Source organism: Microvirga terrestris (assembly GCF_015694425.1).
Lineage (GTDB): Bacteria > Pseudomonadota > Alphaproteobacteria > Rhizobiales > Beijerinckiaceae > Microvirga > Microvirga terrestris.
The window spans coordinates 73,593-88,662 of the sequence record NZ_JADQDN010000006.1 but is presented as its reverse complement, the minus strand read 5'-3'; the positions used below and the strand labels follow the sequence as shown (position 1 = coordinate 88,662).

The 15,070-nt window shown below is 64.6% G+C and carries 18 protein-coding genes; 15 read left to right on the top strand and 3 right to left on the bottom strand.

Annotated features, from left to right (window positions below):
- The first annotated feature begins 19 nt into the window (after positions 1 to 19).
- The 3 genes from I2H36_RS13300 to I2H36_RS13290 all read left to right on the top strand — a co-directional run bounded on the left by I2H36_RS13300 (position 20) and on the right by I2H36_RS13290 (position 2,610).
- On the top strand, positions 20 to 529 hold the full coding sequence (locus I2H36_RS13300; RefSeq protein WP_196264608.1) for a DUF2244 domain-containing protein: 510 nt from the start codon (positions 20 to 22) through the stop codon (positions 527 to 529).
- Between the two features lie 788 nt (positions 530 to 1,317).
- The gene (locus tag I2H36_RS13295; RefSeq protein WP_196264387.1) at positions 1,318 to 1,602 is read left to right on the top strand and encodes a hypothetical protein; all 285 of its coding nucleotides are present in this window, start codon (positions 1,318 to 1,320) and stop codon (positions 1,600 to 1,602) included.
- A gap of 144 nt (positions 1,603 to 1,746) precedes the next feature.
- Positions 1,747 to 2,610: a methylated-DNA--[protein]-cysteine S-methyltransferase gene (locus tag I2H36_RS13290; protein ID WP_246718817.1), complete on the top strand. Its 864-nt coding sequence runs from the start codon at positions 1,747 to 1,749 to the stop codon at positions 2,608 to 2,610.
- Between the two features lie 23 nt (positions 2,611 to 2,633).
- Here the strand turns inward: I2H36_RS13290 and I2H36_RS13285 are convergent, their stop codons facing one another.
- Entirely contained in the window at positions 2,634 to 3,371 is a 738-nt protein-coding gene (locus I2H36_RS13285) for a Crp/Fnr family transcriptional regulator (RefSeq protein ID WP_196264385.1), read from the bottom strand.
- Between the two features lie 213 nt (positions 3,372 to 3,584).
- Between I2H36_RS13285 and I2H36_RS13280 the strand changes: the two genes are divergently transcribed.
- The 12 genes from I2H36_RS13280 (at position 3,585) to I2H36_RS13225 (ending at position 13,508) form a co-directional block, all read left to right on the top strand.
- On the top strand, positions 3,585 to 3,833 hold the full coding sequence (locus I2H36_RS13280; RefSeq protein WP_196264384.1) for a DUF6894 family protein: 249 nt from the start codon (positions 3,585 to 3,587) through the stop codon (positions 3,831 to 3,833).
- Between the two features lie 242 nt (positions 3,834 to 4,075).
- On the top strand, positions 4,076 to 5,995 hold the full coding sequence (dnaK, locus tag I2H36_RS13275; RefSeq protein WP_196264383.1) for a molecular chaperone DnaK: 1,920 nt from the start codon (positions 4,076 to 4,078) through the stop codon (positions 5,993 to 5,995).
- Between the two features lie 212 nt (positions 5,996 to 6,207).
- Positions 6,208 to 7,350, top strand: a complete 1,143-nt coding sequence (gene dnaJ, locus I2H36_RS13270) for a molecular chaperone DnaJ (protein ID WP_196264382.1) — start codon at positions 6,208 to 6,210, stop codon at positions 7,348 to 7,350.
- A 66-nt stretch (positions 7,351 to 7,416) separates the two neighbouring features.
- Positions 7,417 to 8,040: an rRNA adenine N-6-methyltransferase family protein gene (locus tag I2H36_RS13265; protein WP_196264381.1), complete on the top strand. Its 624-nt coding sequence runs from the start codon at positions 7,417 to 7,419 to the stop codon at positions 8,038 to 8,040.
- 8 nt (positions 8,041 to 8,048) lie between these two features.
- The gene (gene pyrF / locus I2H36_RS13260; protein ID WP_246718801.1) at positions 8,049 to 8,771 is read left to right on the top strand and encodes an orotidine-5'-phosphate decarboxylase; all 723 of its coding nucleotides are present in this window, start codon (positions 8,049 to 8,051) and stop codon (positions 8,769 to 8,771) included.
- An 8-nt stretch (positions 8,772 to 8,779) separates the two neighbouring features.
- Positions 8,780 to 9,577 carry a class D beta-lactamase gene (gene blaOXA, locus I2H36_RS13255; protein ID WP_196264379.1) on the top strand — a complete coding sequence of 266 codons (798 nt, stop codon included), beginning with the start codon at positions 8,780 to 8,782 and terminating at the stop codon, positions 9,575 to 9,577.
- A gap of 87 nt (positions 9,578 to 9,664) precedes the next feature.
- Positions 9,665 to 9,952, top strand: a complete 288-nt coding sequence (locus I2H36_RS13250) for a DUF1330 domain-containing protein (protein WP_099510743.1) — start codon at positions 9,665 to 9,667, stop codon at positions 9,950 to 9,952.
- A 3-nt stretch (positions 9,953 to 9,955) separates the two neighbouring features.
- A complete protein-coding gene (locus I2H36_RS13245) occupies positions 9,956 to 10,258 on the top strand; it encodes a DUF1330 domain-containing protein (RefSeq protein ID WP_196264378.1) in 303 nt (100 codons plus the stop codon).
- Between the two features lie 109 nt (positions 10,259 to 10,367).
- Complete coding sequence (dapB, locus tag I2H36_RS13240) at positions 10,368 to 11,174, top strand: 4-hydroxy-tetrahydrodipicolinate reductase (protein WP_196264607.1); 807 nt, start codon at positions 10,368 to 10,370, stop codon at positions 11,172 to 11,174.
- Between the two features lie 36 nt (positions 11,175 to 11,210).
- Positions 11,211 to 11,831, top strand: a complete 621-nt coding sequence (locus I2H36_RS13235) for a 2,3-bisphosphoglycerate-dependent phosphoglycerate mutase (RefSeq protein ID WP_196264377.1) — start codon at positions 11,211 to 11,213, stop codon at positions 11,829 to 11,831.
- Between the two features lie 69 nt (positions 11,832 to 11,900).
- The gene (locus I2H36_RS13230) at positions 11,901 to 12,521 is read left to right on the top strand and encodes an alpha-ketoglutarate-dependent dioxygenase AlkB family protein (RefSeq protein WP_196264376.1); all 621 of its coding nucleotides are present in this window, start codon (positions 11,901 to 11,903) and stop codon (positions 12,519 to 12,521) included.
- A 45-nt stretch (positions 12,522 to 12,566) separates the two neighbouring features.
- Positions 12,567 to 13,508 (top strand): hypothetical protein, encoded by a 942-nt coding sequence (locus tag I2H36_RS13225; RefSeq protein WP_196264375.1) that lies wholly within the window; start codon positions 12,567 to 12,569, stop codon positions 13,506 to 13,508.
- A gap of 58 nt (positions 13,509 to 13,566) precedes the next feature.
- On the opposite strand, the gene I2H36_RS13220 is transcribed toward I2H36_RS13225, so the two are convergent.
- Together I2H36_RS13220 and grpE are read right to left on the bottom strand one after the other, a co-directional pair.
- Positions 13,567 to 14,202: a trimeric intracellular cation channel family protein gene (locus tag I2H36_RS13220; RefSeq protein ID WP_343234448.1), complete on the bottom strand. Its 636-nt coding sequence runs from the start codon at positions 14,200 to 14,202 to the stop codon at positions 13,567 to 13,569.
- Between the two features lie 207 nt (positions 14,203 to 14,409).
- Positions 14,410 to 15,030: a nucleotide exchange factor GrpE gene (gene grpE, locus I2H36_RS13215; protein WP_196264374.1), complete on the bottom strand. Its 621-nt coding sequence runs from the start codon at positions 15,028 to 15,030 to the stop codon at positions 14,410 to 14,412.
- Between the last annotated feature and the right edge of the window lie 40 nt (positions 15,031 to 15,070).

Below are 15,070 nucleotides of genomic sequence, written 5' to 3'. Positions count from 1 at the left end.
CGTGCGTTATACTTATGCTATGGCAGGCAGCAAGGCGACAGATGGCGAGATCGACCGGTTCGACGAGCCGGTGTTCTCGGCCGTCATCCGGCCGTATCGGTCGTTGAGCCCGCAAGGGTTCAGGATCGTCATGGTGCTGGTCTGCCTCACCTCCCTGGTGGCCAGCGTCCCCTTCATCGTCATGGGCTTCTGGCCGGTGGCCGGGTTCTTCGGCCTCGATTTCCTCGGCCTCTACATCGCCTTCCGGGCGAGCTACCGGCAGGGCGATGCCTTCGAGTTGCTCGAGCTGACCCCGATCCGGCTTCTGTTCAGAAAGGTGAGCCCGAAGGGCGAGGTGAAAGACTGGCAGTTCAACCCGCTCTGGACCCGCCTCGACCGGAAGATCGACGACGAATACGGCCTGCAGCAATTGGCCCTGACCTCCCGCAACGACCAAGTGGTGATCGCCCGCGACCTCTCCCCGCCGGAGCGCGAGACCCTGGCCGAAGCCCTGGGCCGCGCCCTGGCGGATGTGAAGCGGGGCTATTGAGAAACAGTCAGCACCTTGGGGCCCGCAGCGTGAGCTGCGAGCCTGAAGGTGGATCGAGGGAGGCGTGGCGGGCAGCCCGGCTCGATGGGTGTGGGAAATGTGAGAGCCAAGCTGCTCGTCACGCGCGGTTTGTTTCAGCGGACCTGGATCAAGCCAGGATCGGCCACCCGCGATCACAGGTGTGCGAGACCTGCGGCGGGACCGCTCCTCGCCCCACTCTTGCGACGCCTCGCGAGCGCGCCCCTCGTCGGGCGAGGATGTCCCCAGCTATAGCCCAGCTTAGGACAACAGTCAAGAACAAAATAGGAACATCAAAGCGTATTGAGGGCTCTACATCCATATGGCTGCCTTACAGCAGCAGGTTCACATGGGTTAAGAAAATTCGATGATATGTCGGCTTCCCGACTGACGATTCGGTGATATCTCGCTATGAGTCCGCAATAATATTAAAAATCAAAAGCATTGCTTAGGGGCTTTGATCGCGGTCGAGGAACCGTCACGCATCGTGAATGCTGACACTGCCGCCTATCCTGAGTGCTCCCATGAAAACCAGGACACACGCACATAAGCTTTCGTCCCGTCGCCGTATGCTTCTGCTGGAGCGGCAGCTCCAGGTCAATGAAGCAGAAATTGCACGCCCCGAGGAAGCCAAGAGCCTGCGCCTTGCGACCCAGGATCGCTTTCTTCTTTGGAGGCGGCCAAGCCTTTTCGCGCCTTGGTCGGCGGAACTCCAGTAGCGGTCGATCAATCAGCTATTTTGCGCCAATCTTCATCTTTGGATTTCGTTTATGAACCGACATTCCTTTAGTTCGCCTGTCGTCATTACGCTTGAAGCCGCAGACGGGTGGAAGCGGCAGTATCCAATCAAGGATCTCACGAAAGCCTTGGCCGTGATGCGATGGTACGGCATCAAGCAGCTTGCCGAGCTTCGTGCCCGCAGCCCTGGGGTCTGGCTGATTGCCGCTGCAGCCCTGGCGTGCGCCCATGAGCATCCCGATGCAGCCACGATTGAGCATGCTCGGAAGATGTTCATGTCGCTTGCAAAGGCAGCCGGAATTCTCGCAGGCCTATAGCGAAGGTACGAGAGGTTAAGTGAGTGGGAACACCGCAGAAATCGGGTGTCGCTCGACGCTCATGCCTCCTAGGATGATCCGCAACGAAGGATCACTCCTATGCTCAATACCTTGCGCGACATCACCATCGAACCGGCCGACCTCATGGTGCCGGACGAGCCCCATTCGGATTACGAGCGGGTGCGCCGGATCATCGCGTATATTTCCGAGCGCTGGCGCGAGCAGCCGTCGCTGGAGGCGATTGCCGATCATGTGGGGCTGTCCACCACCCATGTGCACCACCTGTTCCGGCGCTGGGCGGGCCTGTCGCCCAAGGCTTTTCTCCAGGCGATCACGCTGGACAACGCCAAGGCGCTGCTGGCCGATTCCGCCAGCGTGCTCGATGCCACCTATGAGCTCGGCCTCTCGGGGCCGGCCCGGCTGCACGACCTGTTCGTCACCCATGAGGCCATGACGCCCGGCGACTACAAGGCGGGCGGCTCGGGGCTGACCATGCGCTTCGGCTTCCATCCCTCGCCCTTCGGCGAGGCGCTGCTGATCGTGACGGAGCGCGGGCTCGCGGGGCTGGGCTTCGTGGACGATGGGGACCGGCAGGCGGCGCTCGCCGACATGACCCGGCGCTGGCCGAAGGCGGAATATGTAGAAGATTTGGCCGCCACGGCACCCGTGGCCAAGCGCATCTTCAGCCCGTCGCAATGGCAGGCGGAGCAGCCGCTCCGGGTGGTGCTCATCGGCACCGATTTCGAGGTGCGGGTCTGGCAGACCCTGCTGCGCATTCCCCGCGACCGGGCCACCACCTATTCCGACATCGCCCGCCACATCGGCAAGCCCGCCGCCTGCCGGGCGGTCGGCGCGGCGGTGGGCAAGAATCCGGTCTCCTTCGTGGTCCCCTGCCACCGGGTGCTCGGCCGCTCAGGCGCGCTCACAGGCTACCATTGGGGACTTACCCGCAAGCAGGCGATCCTGGGATGGGAAGCCGGACGGAGCCTGAGCGGGAGCGAAGCGTAGAATCGGGGGCGACCCAGAGGCAGTCACGCATTCCCATCCTGCCGGAGATGCAGATAGAGCGGGTCGAAATCGCCCACTGCCTTCAATCTCTCCCAATCCAGGATACTCACCTGGGTTCCCTTGCTGCGAATGAGACCATCGGCCCGCAGCTCCTGCAGCACCCGGTTGACGTGGACCGTGCTGGCCCCGATGGCGTCCGCAAGCTCGGTCTGGGTGATGGGCAGGTCGAAGGTCTGGTCCTTAACCAGGCCCACCATGGTCAGGCGCACCCGCAGCTCGCACAGGAGATGGGCCATCCGGTGATAGGCCTCACGCCGCCCGATTCCGGTCATCCACTCCCGGAAGATCGAGGCGTCCACCAGCGTCTCGCGCCACAGGGCGGCGGTGATCCGGGGATAGCGGTTGCAGATGTCGTGGAGGGCCTCATGGGGGATGAATCCCAGCGTGCAGGCGCTGACGGTTGCGACGCTGTTGTCCATGACCTTCAGGTGCAGACTCTGCAGGTCCGGGATGTCGCCGGGGACATGGAAGGCCACGATCTGGCGCTTGCCCTCGGCGGTGAGCTTGTAGACACAGGTGAAGCCTTCCAGCAGCAGGCAGGATTGGGACGGGCGGTCGCCAATGCGCACGACGTCCTGGTCAGCCTTGAATGTCGTGACCTGCACCGGGAGTCTGGCCAGGGCCTGCCTCTCCTCCTCGCAGAGGGAAAAGATGCTCTCCAGCTTGCGGATCATCAGGCCATTGGGGGAATGGGCCATCATGGTCGGGCTCCTTCTCACGGGCACGGCGTCCCGCAACCAGCCACAGCCAGACCGGCTATGCACAAGCATGGTAGGCCTGAGCAGCCTGCTTGGCCAGCCACAGATCAGGAACCGTCAGAGGCTTGAAACTCGGGTATTTCTCCTTCCGCTGGTGTAATGCCGAACAAATCACCTTGTCCTTGGTTGTCAGACATCAATCCATGGGGAAGGCCATTGGCGCGCTTTTTTTTCGATACCTACGATGGCAACCGTCTCATCCCAGACACTGAAGGCATCGAGTTGCAGAGCGCCGAGATGGCCAAGATCGAGGCCCAGAAGGCCTTGCCGGATCTGGCGCGGGACGCCCTCCCCGACGGCACCCAGAAGACATTCATCGTTAGCGTCAGGGACGAGACCGGGCAGGTAATCTTAAGGGCAGCGCTCAGCCTGATTGTCGAAACCGCGCCCCAAAACCGCGTCTAGGCACAGATTTCCCTGAGGCCCCGGCCCGTATTGCAGGAATGCAACAGGGTCCGGCTCCTACGAATTGGCGCAAACTAGCGCTCATCATCGTCTTGCAGCCCTGAAAACCCCTTCTTATATCAACGCCAGCACGGGGCACGGCTCGGTTTGAGGCGGCTCCGGCAATTTGTCAGCAACATGTAAGCCATGGGCCGAGCTGCTTTGAGGGCTCGGCGGTCTGCTTGAAAGTGAGGGATCCCGCCATGGGTAAGGTCATCGGTATCGACCTCGGCACCACCAACTCCTGCGTCGCAGTCATGGAAGGCTCGACGCCCAAAGTCATCGAGAACGCCGAAGGCGCGCGGACGACCCCGTCCATCGTGGCCTTCACGGACGAAGGCGAGCGCCTCGTCGGCCAGCCGGCCAAGCGCCAAGCGGTCACGAACCCGTCGCGCACGTTCTTCGCCATCAAGCGCCTGATCGGTCGCACCTTCGACGACCCCATGACCAAGAAGGACATGGGCCTCGTCCCCTATCACATCGTGAAGGGCGGCAATAACGACGCCTGGGTCGAGGCCGACGGCAAGACCATGTCGCCCTCGCAGATCTCCGCCTTCACCCTTCAGAAGATGAAGGAGACGGCCGAGTCCTATCTCGGGCAGCCGGTCACGCAGGCCGTCATCACGGTTCCGGCCTATTTCAACGACGCCCAGCGTCAGGCCACCAAGGACGCCGGCCGCATCGCCGGCCTTGAGGTCCTGCGCATCATCAACGAGCCGACGGCGGCTGCCCTGGCCTACGGCCTGGACAAGAAGCAGACCGGCATGATCGCGGTCTATGACCTCGGCGGCGGCACCTTCGACGTGTCCGTGCTCGAGATCGGCGACGGCGTGTTCGAGGTGAAGTCCACCAACGGCGACACCTTCCTCGGCGGCGAGGACTTCGACATGCGCCTCGTCGAGTACCTGGCGGCGGAGTTCAAGAAGGAGCAGGGCATCGACCTGACCAAGGACAAGCTCGCCCTTCAGCGCCTGAAGGAAGCGGCCGAGAAGGCCAAGATCGAGCTGTCCTCGGCCTCCCAGACCGAGATCAACCTGCCCTACATCACGGCGGATGCCTCCGGTCCGAAGCACCTCGCCCTCAAGCTCTCGCGCGCCAAGTTCGAGCAGCTCGTGGACGACCTGGTGCAGAAGACCATCGAGCCCTGCCGCAAGGCCCTCAAGGATGCCGGCATCTCGCCGGGCGACATCGACGAGGTGGTCCTGGTCGGCGGCATGACCCGCATGCCGAAGATCCAGGAAGTGGTGAAGAACTTCTTCGGCAAGGAGCCCCACAAGGGCGTCAACCCGGATGAGGTCGTGGCCATTGGTGCTGCGATCCAGGCCGGCGTGCTCCAGGGCGACGTGAAGGACGTTCTGCTCCTCGACGTGACCCCGCTGTCGCTCGGCATCGAGACGCTCGGCGGCGTGTTCACCCGCCTGATCGAGCGCAACACCACGATCCCGACCAAGAAGAGCCAGGTGTTCTCCACCGCGGAGGACAACCAGAACGCGGTGACGATCCGGGTCTTCCAGGGCGAGCGCGAAATGGCCGCGGACAACAAGCTGCTCGGCCAGTTCGACCTGGTGGGCATCCCGCCCGCACCCCGCGGCGTACCGCAGATCGAGGTGACCTTCGACATCGACGCGAACGGCATCGTGAACGTCACGGCGAAGGACAAGGCGACGGCCAAGGAGCACCAGATCCGCATCCAGGCCTCTGGCGGTCTGTCCGATGCCGACATCGAGAAGATGGTGAAGGACGCCGAGGCTCACGCCGAGGAAGACAAGAAGCGCCGCGAGCTCGTTGAGGCCAGGAACCAGGGCGAGAGCCTGATCCATGCCACCGAGAAGTCTGTCGCCGAGTACGGCGACAAGGTCTCGGAGGCCGACAGGCAGGGCATCACCACCGCCATCGACGCGCTGCGTCAGGCGCTGGCCGGCGAGGATTCCGAGGTCATCAAGGCCCGCACCACGGACCTGATGCAGGCCTCCATGAAGCTCGGCGAAGCCATGTACGCAGCCCAGGCCGGCGCTGCGGAAGGCGGCGAGCAGCCCGAAGGCGGCGACAACGCCCAGAAGGACGACGTCATCGACGCCGACTTCCAGGAAGTCGACGAAGGCGACAAGAAAAAGCGCGCCTGAATGAAGAGCGCTCTTTAGAGAATTCGGCACTCGGTTTCATGACCGGGTGCCGTTTTCGTGAAATGAACTTGAAACACCCATGACCGATCAACCGACCGCTTCTTCTCACGATGCGCTGGCAAAGGCTTGTCGAGCCTTTCCCTGTGCAGCGCATGCATGGCGGACGATGAACATGATGACGGAGCGCATGATCGCTCCGAGGGGCGCCTGACATGTCCAAGCGCGATTACTACGAGGTTCTCGGCGTCGCGAAGACCGCGACCGAGGCGGAGATGAAATCCGCCTTCCGCAAGCTCGCGATGCAGTATCACCCGGACCGCAACCCTGGCAATCACGAGGCCGAGGTCCAGTTCAAGGAACTCAACGAGGCCTACCAGACCCTCTCCGACGGCCAGAAGCGCGCGGCTTACGACCGTTACGGCCATGCAGCCTTCGCCAATGGCGGCGCCGGCGGCCCGGGCTTCAACGGCGATTTCTCCGACTTCATGTCGGATATCTTCGAGAACTTCTTCGGCGATGCCGGCGGCGGGCGGGGCCGTGGGCGCAGCACCGGCGGGCGCGAGCGCGGCGCCGACATGCGCTACAATCTCGAGATCAGCCTGGACGAGGCCTTCCACGGCAAGAACGCGGAACTCAAGATCCCGACCTCCGTCACCTGCGAGGCCTGCTTAGGCTCCGGCGCGAAGCCGGGCTCGAAGCCCAAGGCCTGCCCGACCTGCGGCGGCGCCGGCCGGGTGCGGGCGACGCAAGGGTTCTTCTCCATCGAGCGCACCTGCCCCAACTGCCATGGGCGCGGCGAGGTCATCGACGACCCCTGCGCCTCCTGCGGCGGCGCGGGCCGCGTCACCCGCGAGCGCACGCTCTCGGTCAACATCCCGGCGGGCGTCGAGGATGGCACGCGCATCCGGCTTGCGGGCGAAGGCGAAGCGGGCCTGCGCGGCGGGCCTGCGGGCGATCTCTACATCTTCCTGTCGATCAAGGCGCATCCGTTCTTCCAGCGCGATGGCGCGGACCTGTTCTGCCGCGTGCCGATCTCCATGGTGACGGCGGCCATCGGCGGCGAGTTCAATGTCCCGACGCTCAGTGGCTCCGAGGCGCTCGTGAAGGTGCCCGAAGGCACCCAGACCGGCAAGCAGTTCCGCCTACGCGGCAAGGGCATGCCGGTGCTCCGCTCCCGCGATGTGGGCGACCTCTACATTCAGGTTGTTGTGGAAACCCCGCAGAAGCTCACCAAGCGCCAGCGCGAGCTCCTGATGGAGTTCGACCAGGAGTGCTCCAAGGAAAATCACCCGGAAAGCTCGGGCTTCTTCTCGCGTTTCCGGGAGTTTCTCGATGGCCTGGGTGGATCAACTTAACTTGACGGTCGTTTTCATTGAGTTCTAAAGAACGAACGTGATCTGCGAGATCGAGGGGTCAGCTTAGTGGTTCAGTCGTACCAACGGCCAACGGCCCGGAAAATCCCTCTCAAGAAGGATCGCTTCCAGGATGAGGCGCGCTTCCTGCGTTCCTGGCTCGAACGACCGCTCACCATCGGTGCCGTCACCCCGTCCGGCAAGATCCTCGCCCGGACCATGGCGTCCTATGTGGATCCGCGCATTCCCGGCCCGGTGATCGAGCTCGGCCCCGGCACCGGCCCGGTGACCGATGCCCTGATCCGCCGCGGCGTGGCCCAAGACCGGCTGGTCCTGATCGAGTACAACCCCGAATTCTGCCAGCTTTTGAAGCGTCGCTTCCCCAAGGCGACGATCATCCAGGGCGATGCCTACGACCTGAAGGAGACGCTCTCCGGCATCCTGAAGGAGCCCGGGGCCGCCACCGTGTCGAGCCTGCCGCTCTTCACAAAGCCCATGGATCAGCGCCTGGACCTCCTGGAAACCGCCCAGGCGATGATGCATCCGAATGCGCCCTTCATCCAGTTCACCTACGCGGTGGTACCGCCGATCCCGGCGCGCTCGCAGAGCTACAAGGTCAGAGCCTCCAACCGGATCTGGCGCAACCTGCCCCCGGCCCGCGTCTGGGTTTACAACAAGGTCAGCAACCCATGAGCGCCGCGATGTCTCTTCCGACGAATCCCATTTCCGCAGGAGACATTCGCGACAGGCTCATCATTGGTCTCGACGTTCCGTCCGTGGAGGAGGCCCGCGCCCTCGTCACGCGCATCGGCGATGCAGGCACCTTCTACAAGATCGGCTACCAGCTCGGTTATGCGGGCGGCCTCGAGTTCGCCCGCGAGCTGATCGGCCAGGGCAAGAAGGTCTTCCTCGATCTCAAGCTGCACGATATCGGAAACACGGTGGAGGAAGGCGTGCGCTCCATCGCCCGCATGGGCATGACGTTCCTCACGGTGCATGCCTATCCGCAGACCATGCGGGCCGCCATGGCCGGAAAGGCAGGATCCGATCTGAAGATCCTCGCCGTCACCGTGCTCACCTCCTACGACGACAGCGACCTCGTCGAGGCCGGCTATGCTCCTGTCCCGGCGGCGGAACTTGTGGCGCGCCGCGCGGAGCAGGCGCGCGATATCGGCATCGACGGCATCGTCTGCGCCGCCACGGAAGCGCAGCGCGTGCGATCCATCGTCGGCCGCAACCGCCTGATCGTCACGCCTGGCATCCGTCCGGCCGGCGCAGAGGCCGGCGACCAGAAGCGCGTCGTCACGCCGGCGGAAGGCATCCGGCTCGGCGCCAACCACCTCGTGGTCGGCCGCCCCATCGTGAAAGCTGCCGACCCTCGCTCAGCAGCAGAAGCCATCGTCCGTGAGATCGCCGACGCCTGAGGCACACGATGCTGGCTCGCCTGCTTCTTGCGTGCTCCTGCCTGCTCGCGCTTGCGGGCGCAGCCTGGGGAGATACCTGCACCCTCGTCACCGAGCTTGACACCGGCCGCGTGGTAAAACGCGAGGGCGATTGCGAGCGCCGCAACAGCCCGGCCTCCACCTTCAAGGTTCCGTTGAGCCTGATGGGCTACGACGCCGGCATCCTCAAGGACGAGGACGAGCCCGCCTGGCCCTACAGGCCTGAGTACAAATCCTGGAACGAGGCGTGGCGTAAGACCACGACGCCGCGCTCTTGGTTGAAGGATTCCGTGCTCTGGTACTCGCACGTCTTGACCCGTGAACTGGGCGAGGACCGCTTCAAACGTTATGTCGAAGCCTTCGGTTACGGCAATCGCGACGTCAGCGGCGACAGGGGCAAGGCCAACGGCCTGACCCGCGCATGGCTGAGCGCCTCCTCGCTGCAGATCTCGCCTGTCGAGCAGATCGCTTTCCTGAGCAGGCTCCTGAAGCGCAAGCTACCGATCTCGGGCAAAGCCCGCGAGATGGCGCTCGCGATCATGCCCGCGTTCCCTCTGCCCGACGGCTGGACGGCCTACGGCAAGACCGGCACTGGTTTTCAGCCGTTGCAGAACGGCACGTTCGATCGCTCCCGACAGTTCGGCTGGTTCATCGGCTGGGCGCAGAAGGGCGAGCGCAAGATCCTGTTCGCACGGCTGATCCGCGACGAGCGCAAGGAAAACTTCGTGGCGAGCTTTCGTGCCCGCGACAGCCTGTTGGCGGATCTGCCGGCTCTCCTTGCCGAGTGATCGCCATCGGAAAACCCACCGTGATGGCTTGACGCTACGGTCGCTCTGGCGTTCGCTGCACCACCCAAGAACTCAAAGGAGCGCCTGATGCCCAAAGGCTATGTCATTGCCCGCGTCACCGTCACCAATCCTGAAGCCTACGCGGAATACGCCAAGGGTGCGACCGAGGCGATCCGGCAATATGGCGGCCGGCCGCTGGTGCGCGGCGGCGCCTATGAGGCGCTCGAAGGCGAGGCGCGCCCCCGCAACGTGGTGATCGAGTTCGATTCGGTCGAACAGGCTAGGACCTATTACAACTCGCCCGAATATCAGGCCGCCAAGGCCAAGCGCGAGGGTGCCTGCGTGGCCGAGTTCGTTCTCGTGGAAGGAGCCTGAACGATGAAGGGCTATTGGATCGGCCGCGTCGACGTCTCGAACCCGGACGCCTACCAGAATTATGTGAAGGCCAATGCGGTGCCGTTCGCCAAATACGGCGCGCGCTTCCTGGTGCGCGGCGGCGCCTATCGCATTGCCGAGGGCGAGGCCCGTGCCCGCAATGTGGTGATCGAGTTCCCGACCTACGAGGCGGCGCTGGAATGCTGGGACTCGCCCGAGTATCAGGCGGCAAAGGCCGAGCGCGACGGCCATGCGGTGGCCGACATCATCATCATCGAAGGCTACGAGGGTCCGCAGCCGGGGTAGGGACTCCCTGCCCTCTCTCCTTTACGAGAGAGGGAAAGGTTCCACGCTTCTCACTCGCCCCGCAAGCCGCTATATCCGAGCCCGAAACAGGAGAACGGCCATGACCGAGATGCGACTTGTCGTGGTGGGGGCCACTGGGCGCATGGGGCGCATGCTCATCAAGGCCGTGGCCGAGACGGAAGGCTGCGCACTCGTCGGCGCCATCGCGCGCGAGGGCTCCCCGGCCCTCGGGCAGGATGCCGGGCTTCTCGCCGGCGTCGGCCTGCTCGACGTGGATGTGACCGACGATCCCCTGCCCGTCTTCGCCCAGGCGGACGGCGTTCTCGACTTTACGACCCCCGCCGCCACGACGGCCTTCGCGGCGCTCGCTGCCCAAGCGCGCATCGTCCATGTGGTCGGTACGACCGGCTTGGCAGAGACCGACTTCACCAAGCTTGAGGCGGCGGCGCGCCATGCGCGCATCGTCCAATCCGGCAACATGTCGCTTGGAGTCAACCTGTTGGCCGGTCTCGTGCGCAAGGTGGCCGCGACCCTCGGTGAGGACTTCGACATCGAGATCCTCGAAATGCACCACCGCATGAAGGTGGATGCGCCCTCGGGCACGGCGCTGCTTCTCGGCGAGGCCGCAGCGGAAGGGCGAAAGGTGTCGCTCAAGGAGCGCTCCGTGCGCAGCCGCGATGGGCATACCGGCGCGCGCAACCCCGGCGATATCGGCTTCGCGACCCTGCGCGGCGGCACCGTGATCGGCGAGCATTCGGTGATCTTCGCAGGCGCCGGCGAGCGCCTGGAGCTGTCGCACCGGGCCGAGGATCGCAGTATCTTCGCTCGCGGCGCCGTGAAGGCTGCCCTCTGGGGCTTCGACAAGAAGCCGGGCTATTACACCATGGACCATGTCCTTGGCCTCGACCGGCTTTAAAACACGACACACGATATTTTCTGGAGACACGACGATATGGATCGCCTTCTTGTGCTTGCCCGCCACGGCCAGAGCGAATGGAACCTCAAGAACCTGTTCACCGGCTGGAAGGATCCGGGCCTGACCGACCTCGGCATCGAGGAGGCGCGCAATGCCGGCCGACGCCTGAAGGAGATGGGCGTCCAGTTCGACGTGGCCTTCACGTCCGATCTCTCCCGGGCGCAACGCACCTGCAAGCTGATCCTGGAGGAGATTGGCCAGCCCAATCTCAAGACCATCGCCGACCAGGCCCTGAACGAGCGCGATTACGGTGACCTCGCCGGCCTCAACAAGGACGACGCCCGCGCCCGCTGGGGCGAGGAGCAGGTCCATCTCTGGCGCCGCTCCTACGACGTGCCGCCTCCCGGTGGCGAGAGCCTGAAGGACACGGTCGCCCGCGTGCTGCCCTATTACATCCGCGACATCCTGCCCCGCGTCATGCGCGGCGAGCGTGTGCTCGTGGCCGCCCACGGCAACTCGCTCCGCGCGCTCGTGATGGTGCTCGACGGCCTCACCTCCGAGACGATCCCGGGCCTTGAGCTCGCGACGGGCATCCCGTTGGTTTACAAGCTCAATGAGGACACGACGGTCGCCAGCAAGAAGGTGCTGGAGGGGTAGAAACGAAGCACTGTCATTCCGGACTCTCGCTCCGCGAGGCCGGAATGACAGTGAGGTGCAATGAAAGCCATGTCCGCCATCACCCTCGCTCCCGGCCTCGTCTACTATCCCGACTATCTCGACCGCTCGGCCCAGGAGCGGCTGCTCCAGTCCCTGCGCGAGATCACGAAGGCGGCGCCGCTCTTCACACCGCGCATGCCACGCACGGGAAAGCCGTTCTCCGTGCGCATGACCAATTGCGGGCGGCTGGGATGGGTTTCGGATGTGGCGGGCTATCGTTACCAGCCCACGCATCCGGAGACCGGCGAGCCCTGGCCCGCCATGCCAAAACAGGTTCTGCAGGCGTGGCAAGAATTGAGCGGCTATCCGCATCCGCCCGATGCCTGCCTGATCAACTTCTACGAACAGAGCGCCCGCATGGGGATGCACCAGGACAAGGATGAGGATGAGTTCGACGCGCCCGTCGTCTCCCTGTCCCTCGGCGACACGGCGCTGTTCCGCTATGGCGGCTTGGAGCGCAAGGATCCGACGAAATCGATCAGGCTCCGCTCCGGTGACGCGATCGTGTTCGGCGGGCCGGCGCGGCTGATCTATCATGGCATCGACCGGCTGACGCCAGGCAGCTCGGACCTGCTGCCGCAGGGCGGGCGCCTCAATCTCACCTTGCGCAAGGTGGAAAAGCCGCTCTAGCCTCTGCTACACCACGACCTGCACGTTTCCTGGAGGGGCATACCCATGAAAGCTTTTGCAGCCGCTGCCTTAGGCTTAGTCTTATCGGCTCAGGCCGTCTTCGCGGCCGAGCCCGTGTTCCCGCCAGCCTCGCGGATCGGCATCGTTCCGCCGCAGGACATGGTTGTGTCGCGGCGCTTCAGCGGCTTCGAGAACGAGGAGAAGGCCGCCGCCATCAACCTCGTGGAGATGCCCGCGCAGGCCTATGAGCAGCTGGTCAAGGGGTTCAGCAAGGAAGCCCTGAAGCGCCAGGGCCTGAACGAGACCTCCCGCGAGACCTTGAAGCTCGGCGACAAGGCCGGGGTGCTGATCGGCGGCACCATGCAAGGTCCCGTGGAAGGGCGCAAATGGGTCATGGCCGTCAAGGGCCAGGACGTGACCGGCCTCATCATCGCGCAGGTGCGCGGCGGCGCCGACGGCTACAGCGAGGCCCAGATCCGGGAGGCCCTGAAGAGTGTTGCCCTGCGCGGGCCGATCTCCATTCAGGAGCAGGTCTCGGCCATGCCGTTCCGGCTCGGCGACCTCGCGGGCTTCCGGCCCGTGCGGGCGATCTCCGGCAACTCCGTTCTGTTCACGGATGGGCCCAAGGACACGATCAAGGCGGTGGAGCAGCCGATCCTGATCATGGCCGCCTCCCCGGGTGCCGCACCGCCCGCCGGCGATCAGCGCAATCAGTTCGCCCGCGCGGCGCTCAACGCCAACCAGATCCTCAAGGAGGTCAAACTCGAGCGCTCGGAATCCTTCCGCTTCAAGGGCCAGGACTGGCACGAGATCGTCGCCAGGGCCGTGGAGGCGGAATCGGGCCAGCCGGTCGTCGTGATGCAGACCATCCGCTTCGAGCCCAATCGCTATGTGCGCATGGTCGGCCTGACCCGGGTGGAGCAGCGGGGCGAGAACCTGCGGCGCTTCCGGACGGTGATCGACGGCGTGGAGATGAATGCCTACTAGCGCATCGTAAAAAGAGCATCGGACCCAAAAGTGCAAATCCACTTTTGGGTCCGATGCTTTAGTCCCGAGCCGGGAAGGCCGGCAGGGACCAGCCGTGCAGGAGGGCGAGCGCCCTTAAGGTAAAGGCGGCAACAAAGCCCAGCGCGGCGCTGACGAACGGATCGAGGCCGAGAGCTTGCAGAGCCACCATGACGGCAGCCCCCAAAGCCGCCGCCGTGACATAAATCTCCTTGCGCAGCACCAGGGGCGTCGTTCCGGCGAAGATGTCCCGGATGATGCCGCCGAACGTGGCCGTAACGGTGCCGAGCGCCACCGCCGACAGGGCCGGCACGCCGGCGCCAAGCGCCTTGGCCGTTCCTGAGACGGCGAACAGGGCCAGGCCCAGGGCGTCCGCCCAGAGCAGGAGGCGCCCCTGCCGCCCGCCCTCGATCCAGGTCACGCGCTTGGGGCCGAGGATGAAGACGCTTTCCGCCACGACCAGGCAGACGAGCACGTCGACGGGATCACCGACCCAGAAGACCGGCCGGATGCCGATGAGCAGGTCCCGCACCGTGCCGCCGCCGACGCCCGTGAGGGTGGCCAGAAGCGCGAAGCCGAACGGGTCCATGCCCTTGCGGGCCGCCATCAGGGCGCCGGAAAGCGCGAAGACGGCGACGCCGATGGTTTCGAAGGGAATGGATTGGAGAAAGTTCACCGAGAACACCTAACCCGATGTGAGGCCTCATCCTGAGGAGCCGGGCAGCGGCGTCTCGAAGGAGGCTCCAGAGGGCACTGGAAACGCCCAGATCCTTCGAGACGGACCTACGGTCCTCCTCAGGATGAGGGCTCATGGGGTGTTCGCTTACAGCATTTTCAGGCGAACCGGCTACCTGTTCGCCTGAAAAGTCGTTCCGCCGACGTCTTACGAAGCCGACGAATTATCCGCCGTCTCGCTGCCCGAACCGTTGGCGGCTGCCTTCGGGCCGCCCTTGGAGACGCCGACCAGCGCCGGGCGCAGAACGCGGTCGCCGATGACGAAGCCGGACTGCACCACCTGCAGGACCGTGCCGTTCGGCACCTCCGCGTTGGGGATCTCAAACATGGCCTGGTGTAGGTTCGGGTCGAACTTCTGCCCATGCGGATCGAGCTTCTTGACCCCGTGGCGCTCCAGGTTCTTCAGCAGGTCGCGCTCGGTGAGGTCGATGCCCTCGATGAGGCCCTTGAAGGCGCCCTCGGCGGTCTTGCTCGCTTCCTCCGGCACGCTCTCGATGGCGCGGCGCACGTTGTCGGCCACGTTGAGCATATCGCGGGCGAAGTTGGCCACCGCATAGGTGCGGGCGTCCGTGATCTCGCGCTCGGTGCGACGGCGCAGGTTCTCCATGTCGGCCATCAGGCGCAGGAGCTTGTCCTTCAGATCCGCCTTCTCGGCCTCGAGAACGGCGATCGGATCTGCCTCGGGTGCGGAAGCCGCCTCAGGGGCGGCATCGTTGGCGGGCTCGGCCTGCGGGGCCGCGTTCTGTTTTTCCGTGTCGTTCGGATTCATGGTCGATCAACTGAAGGTAGGAGAAAGATGGGTTCGGGGC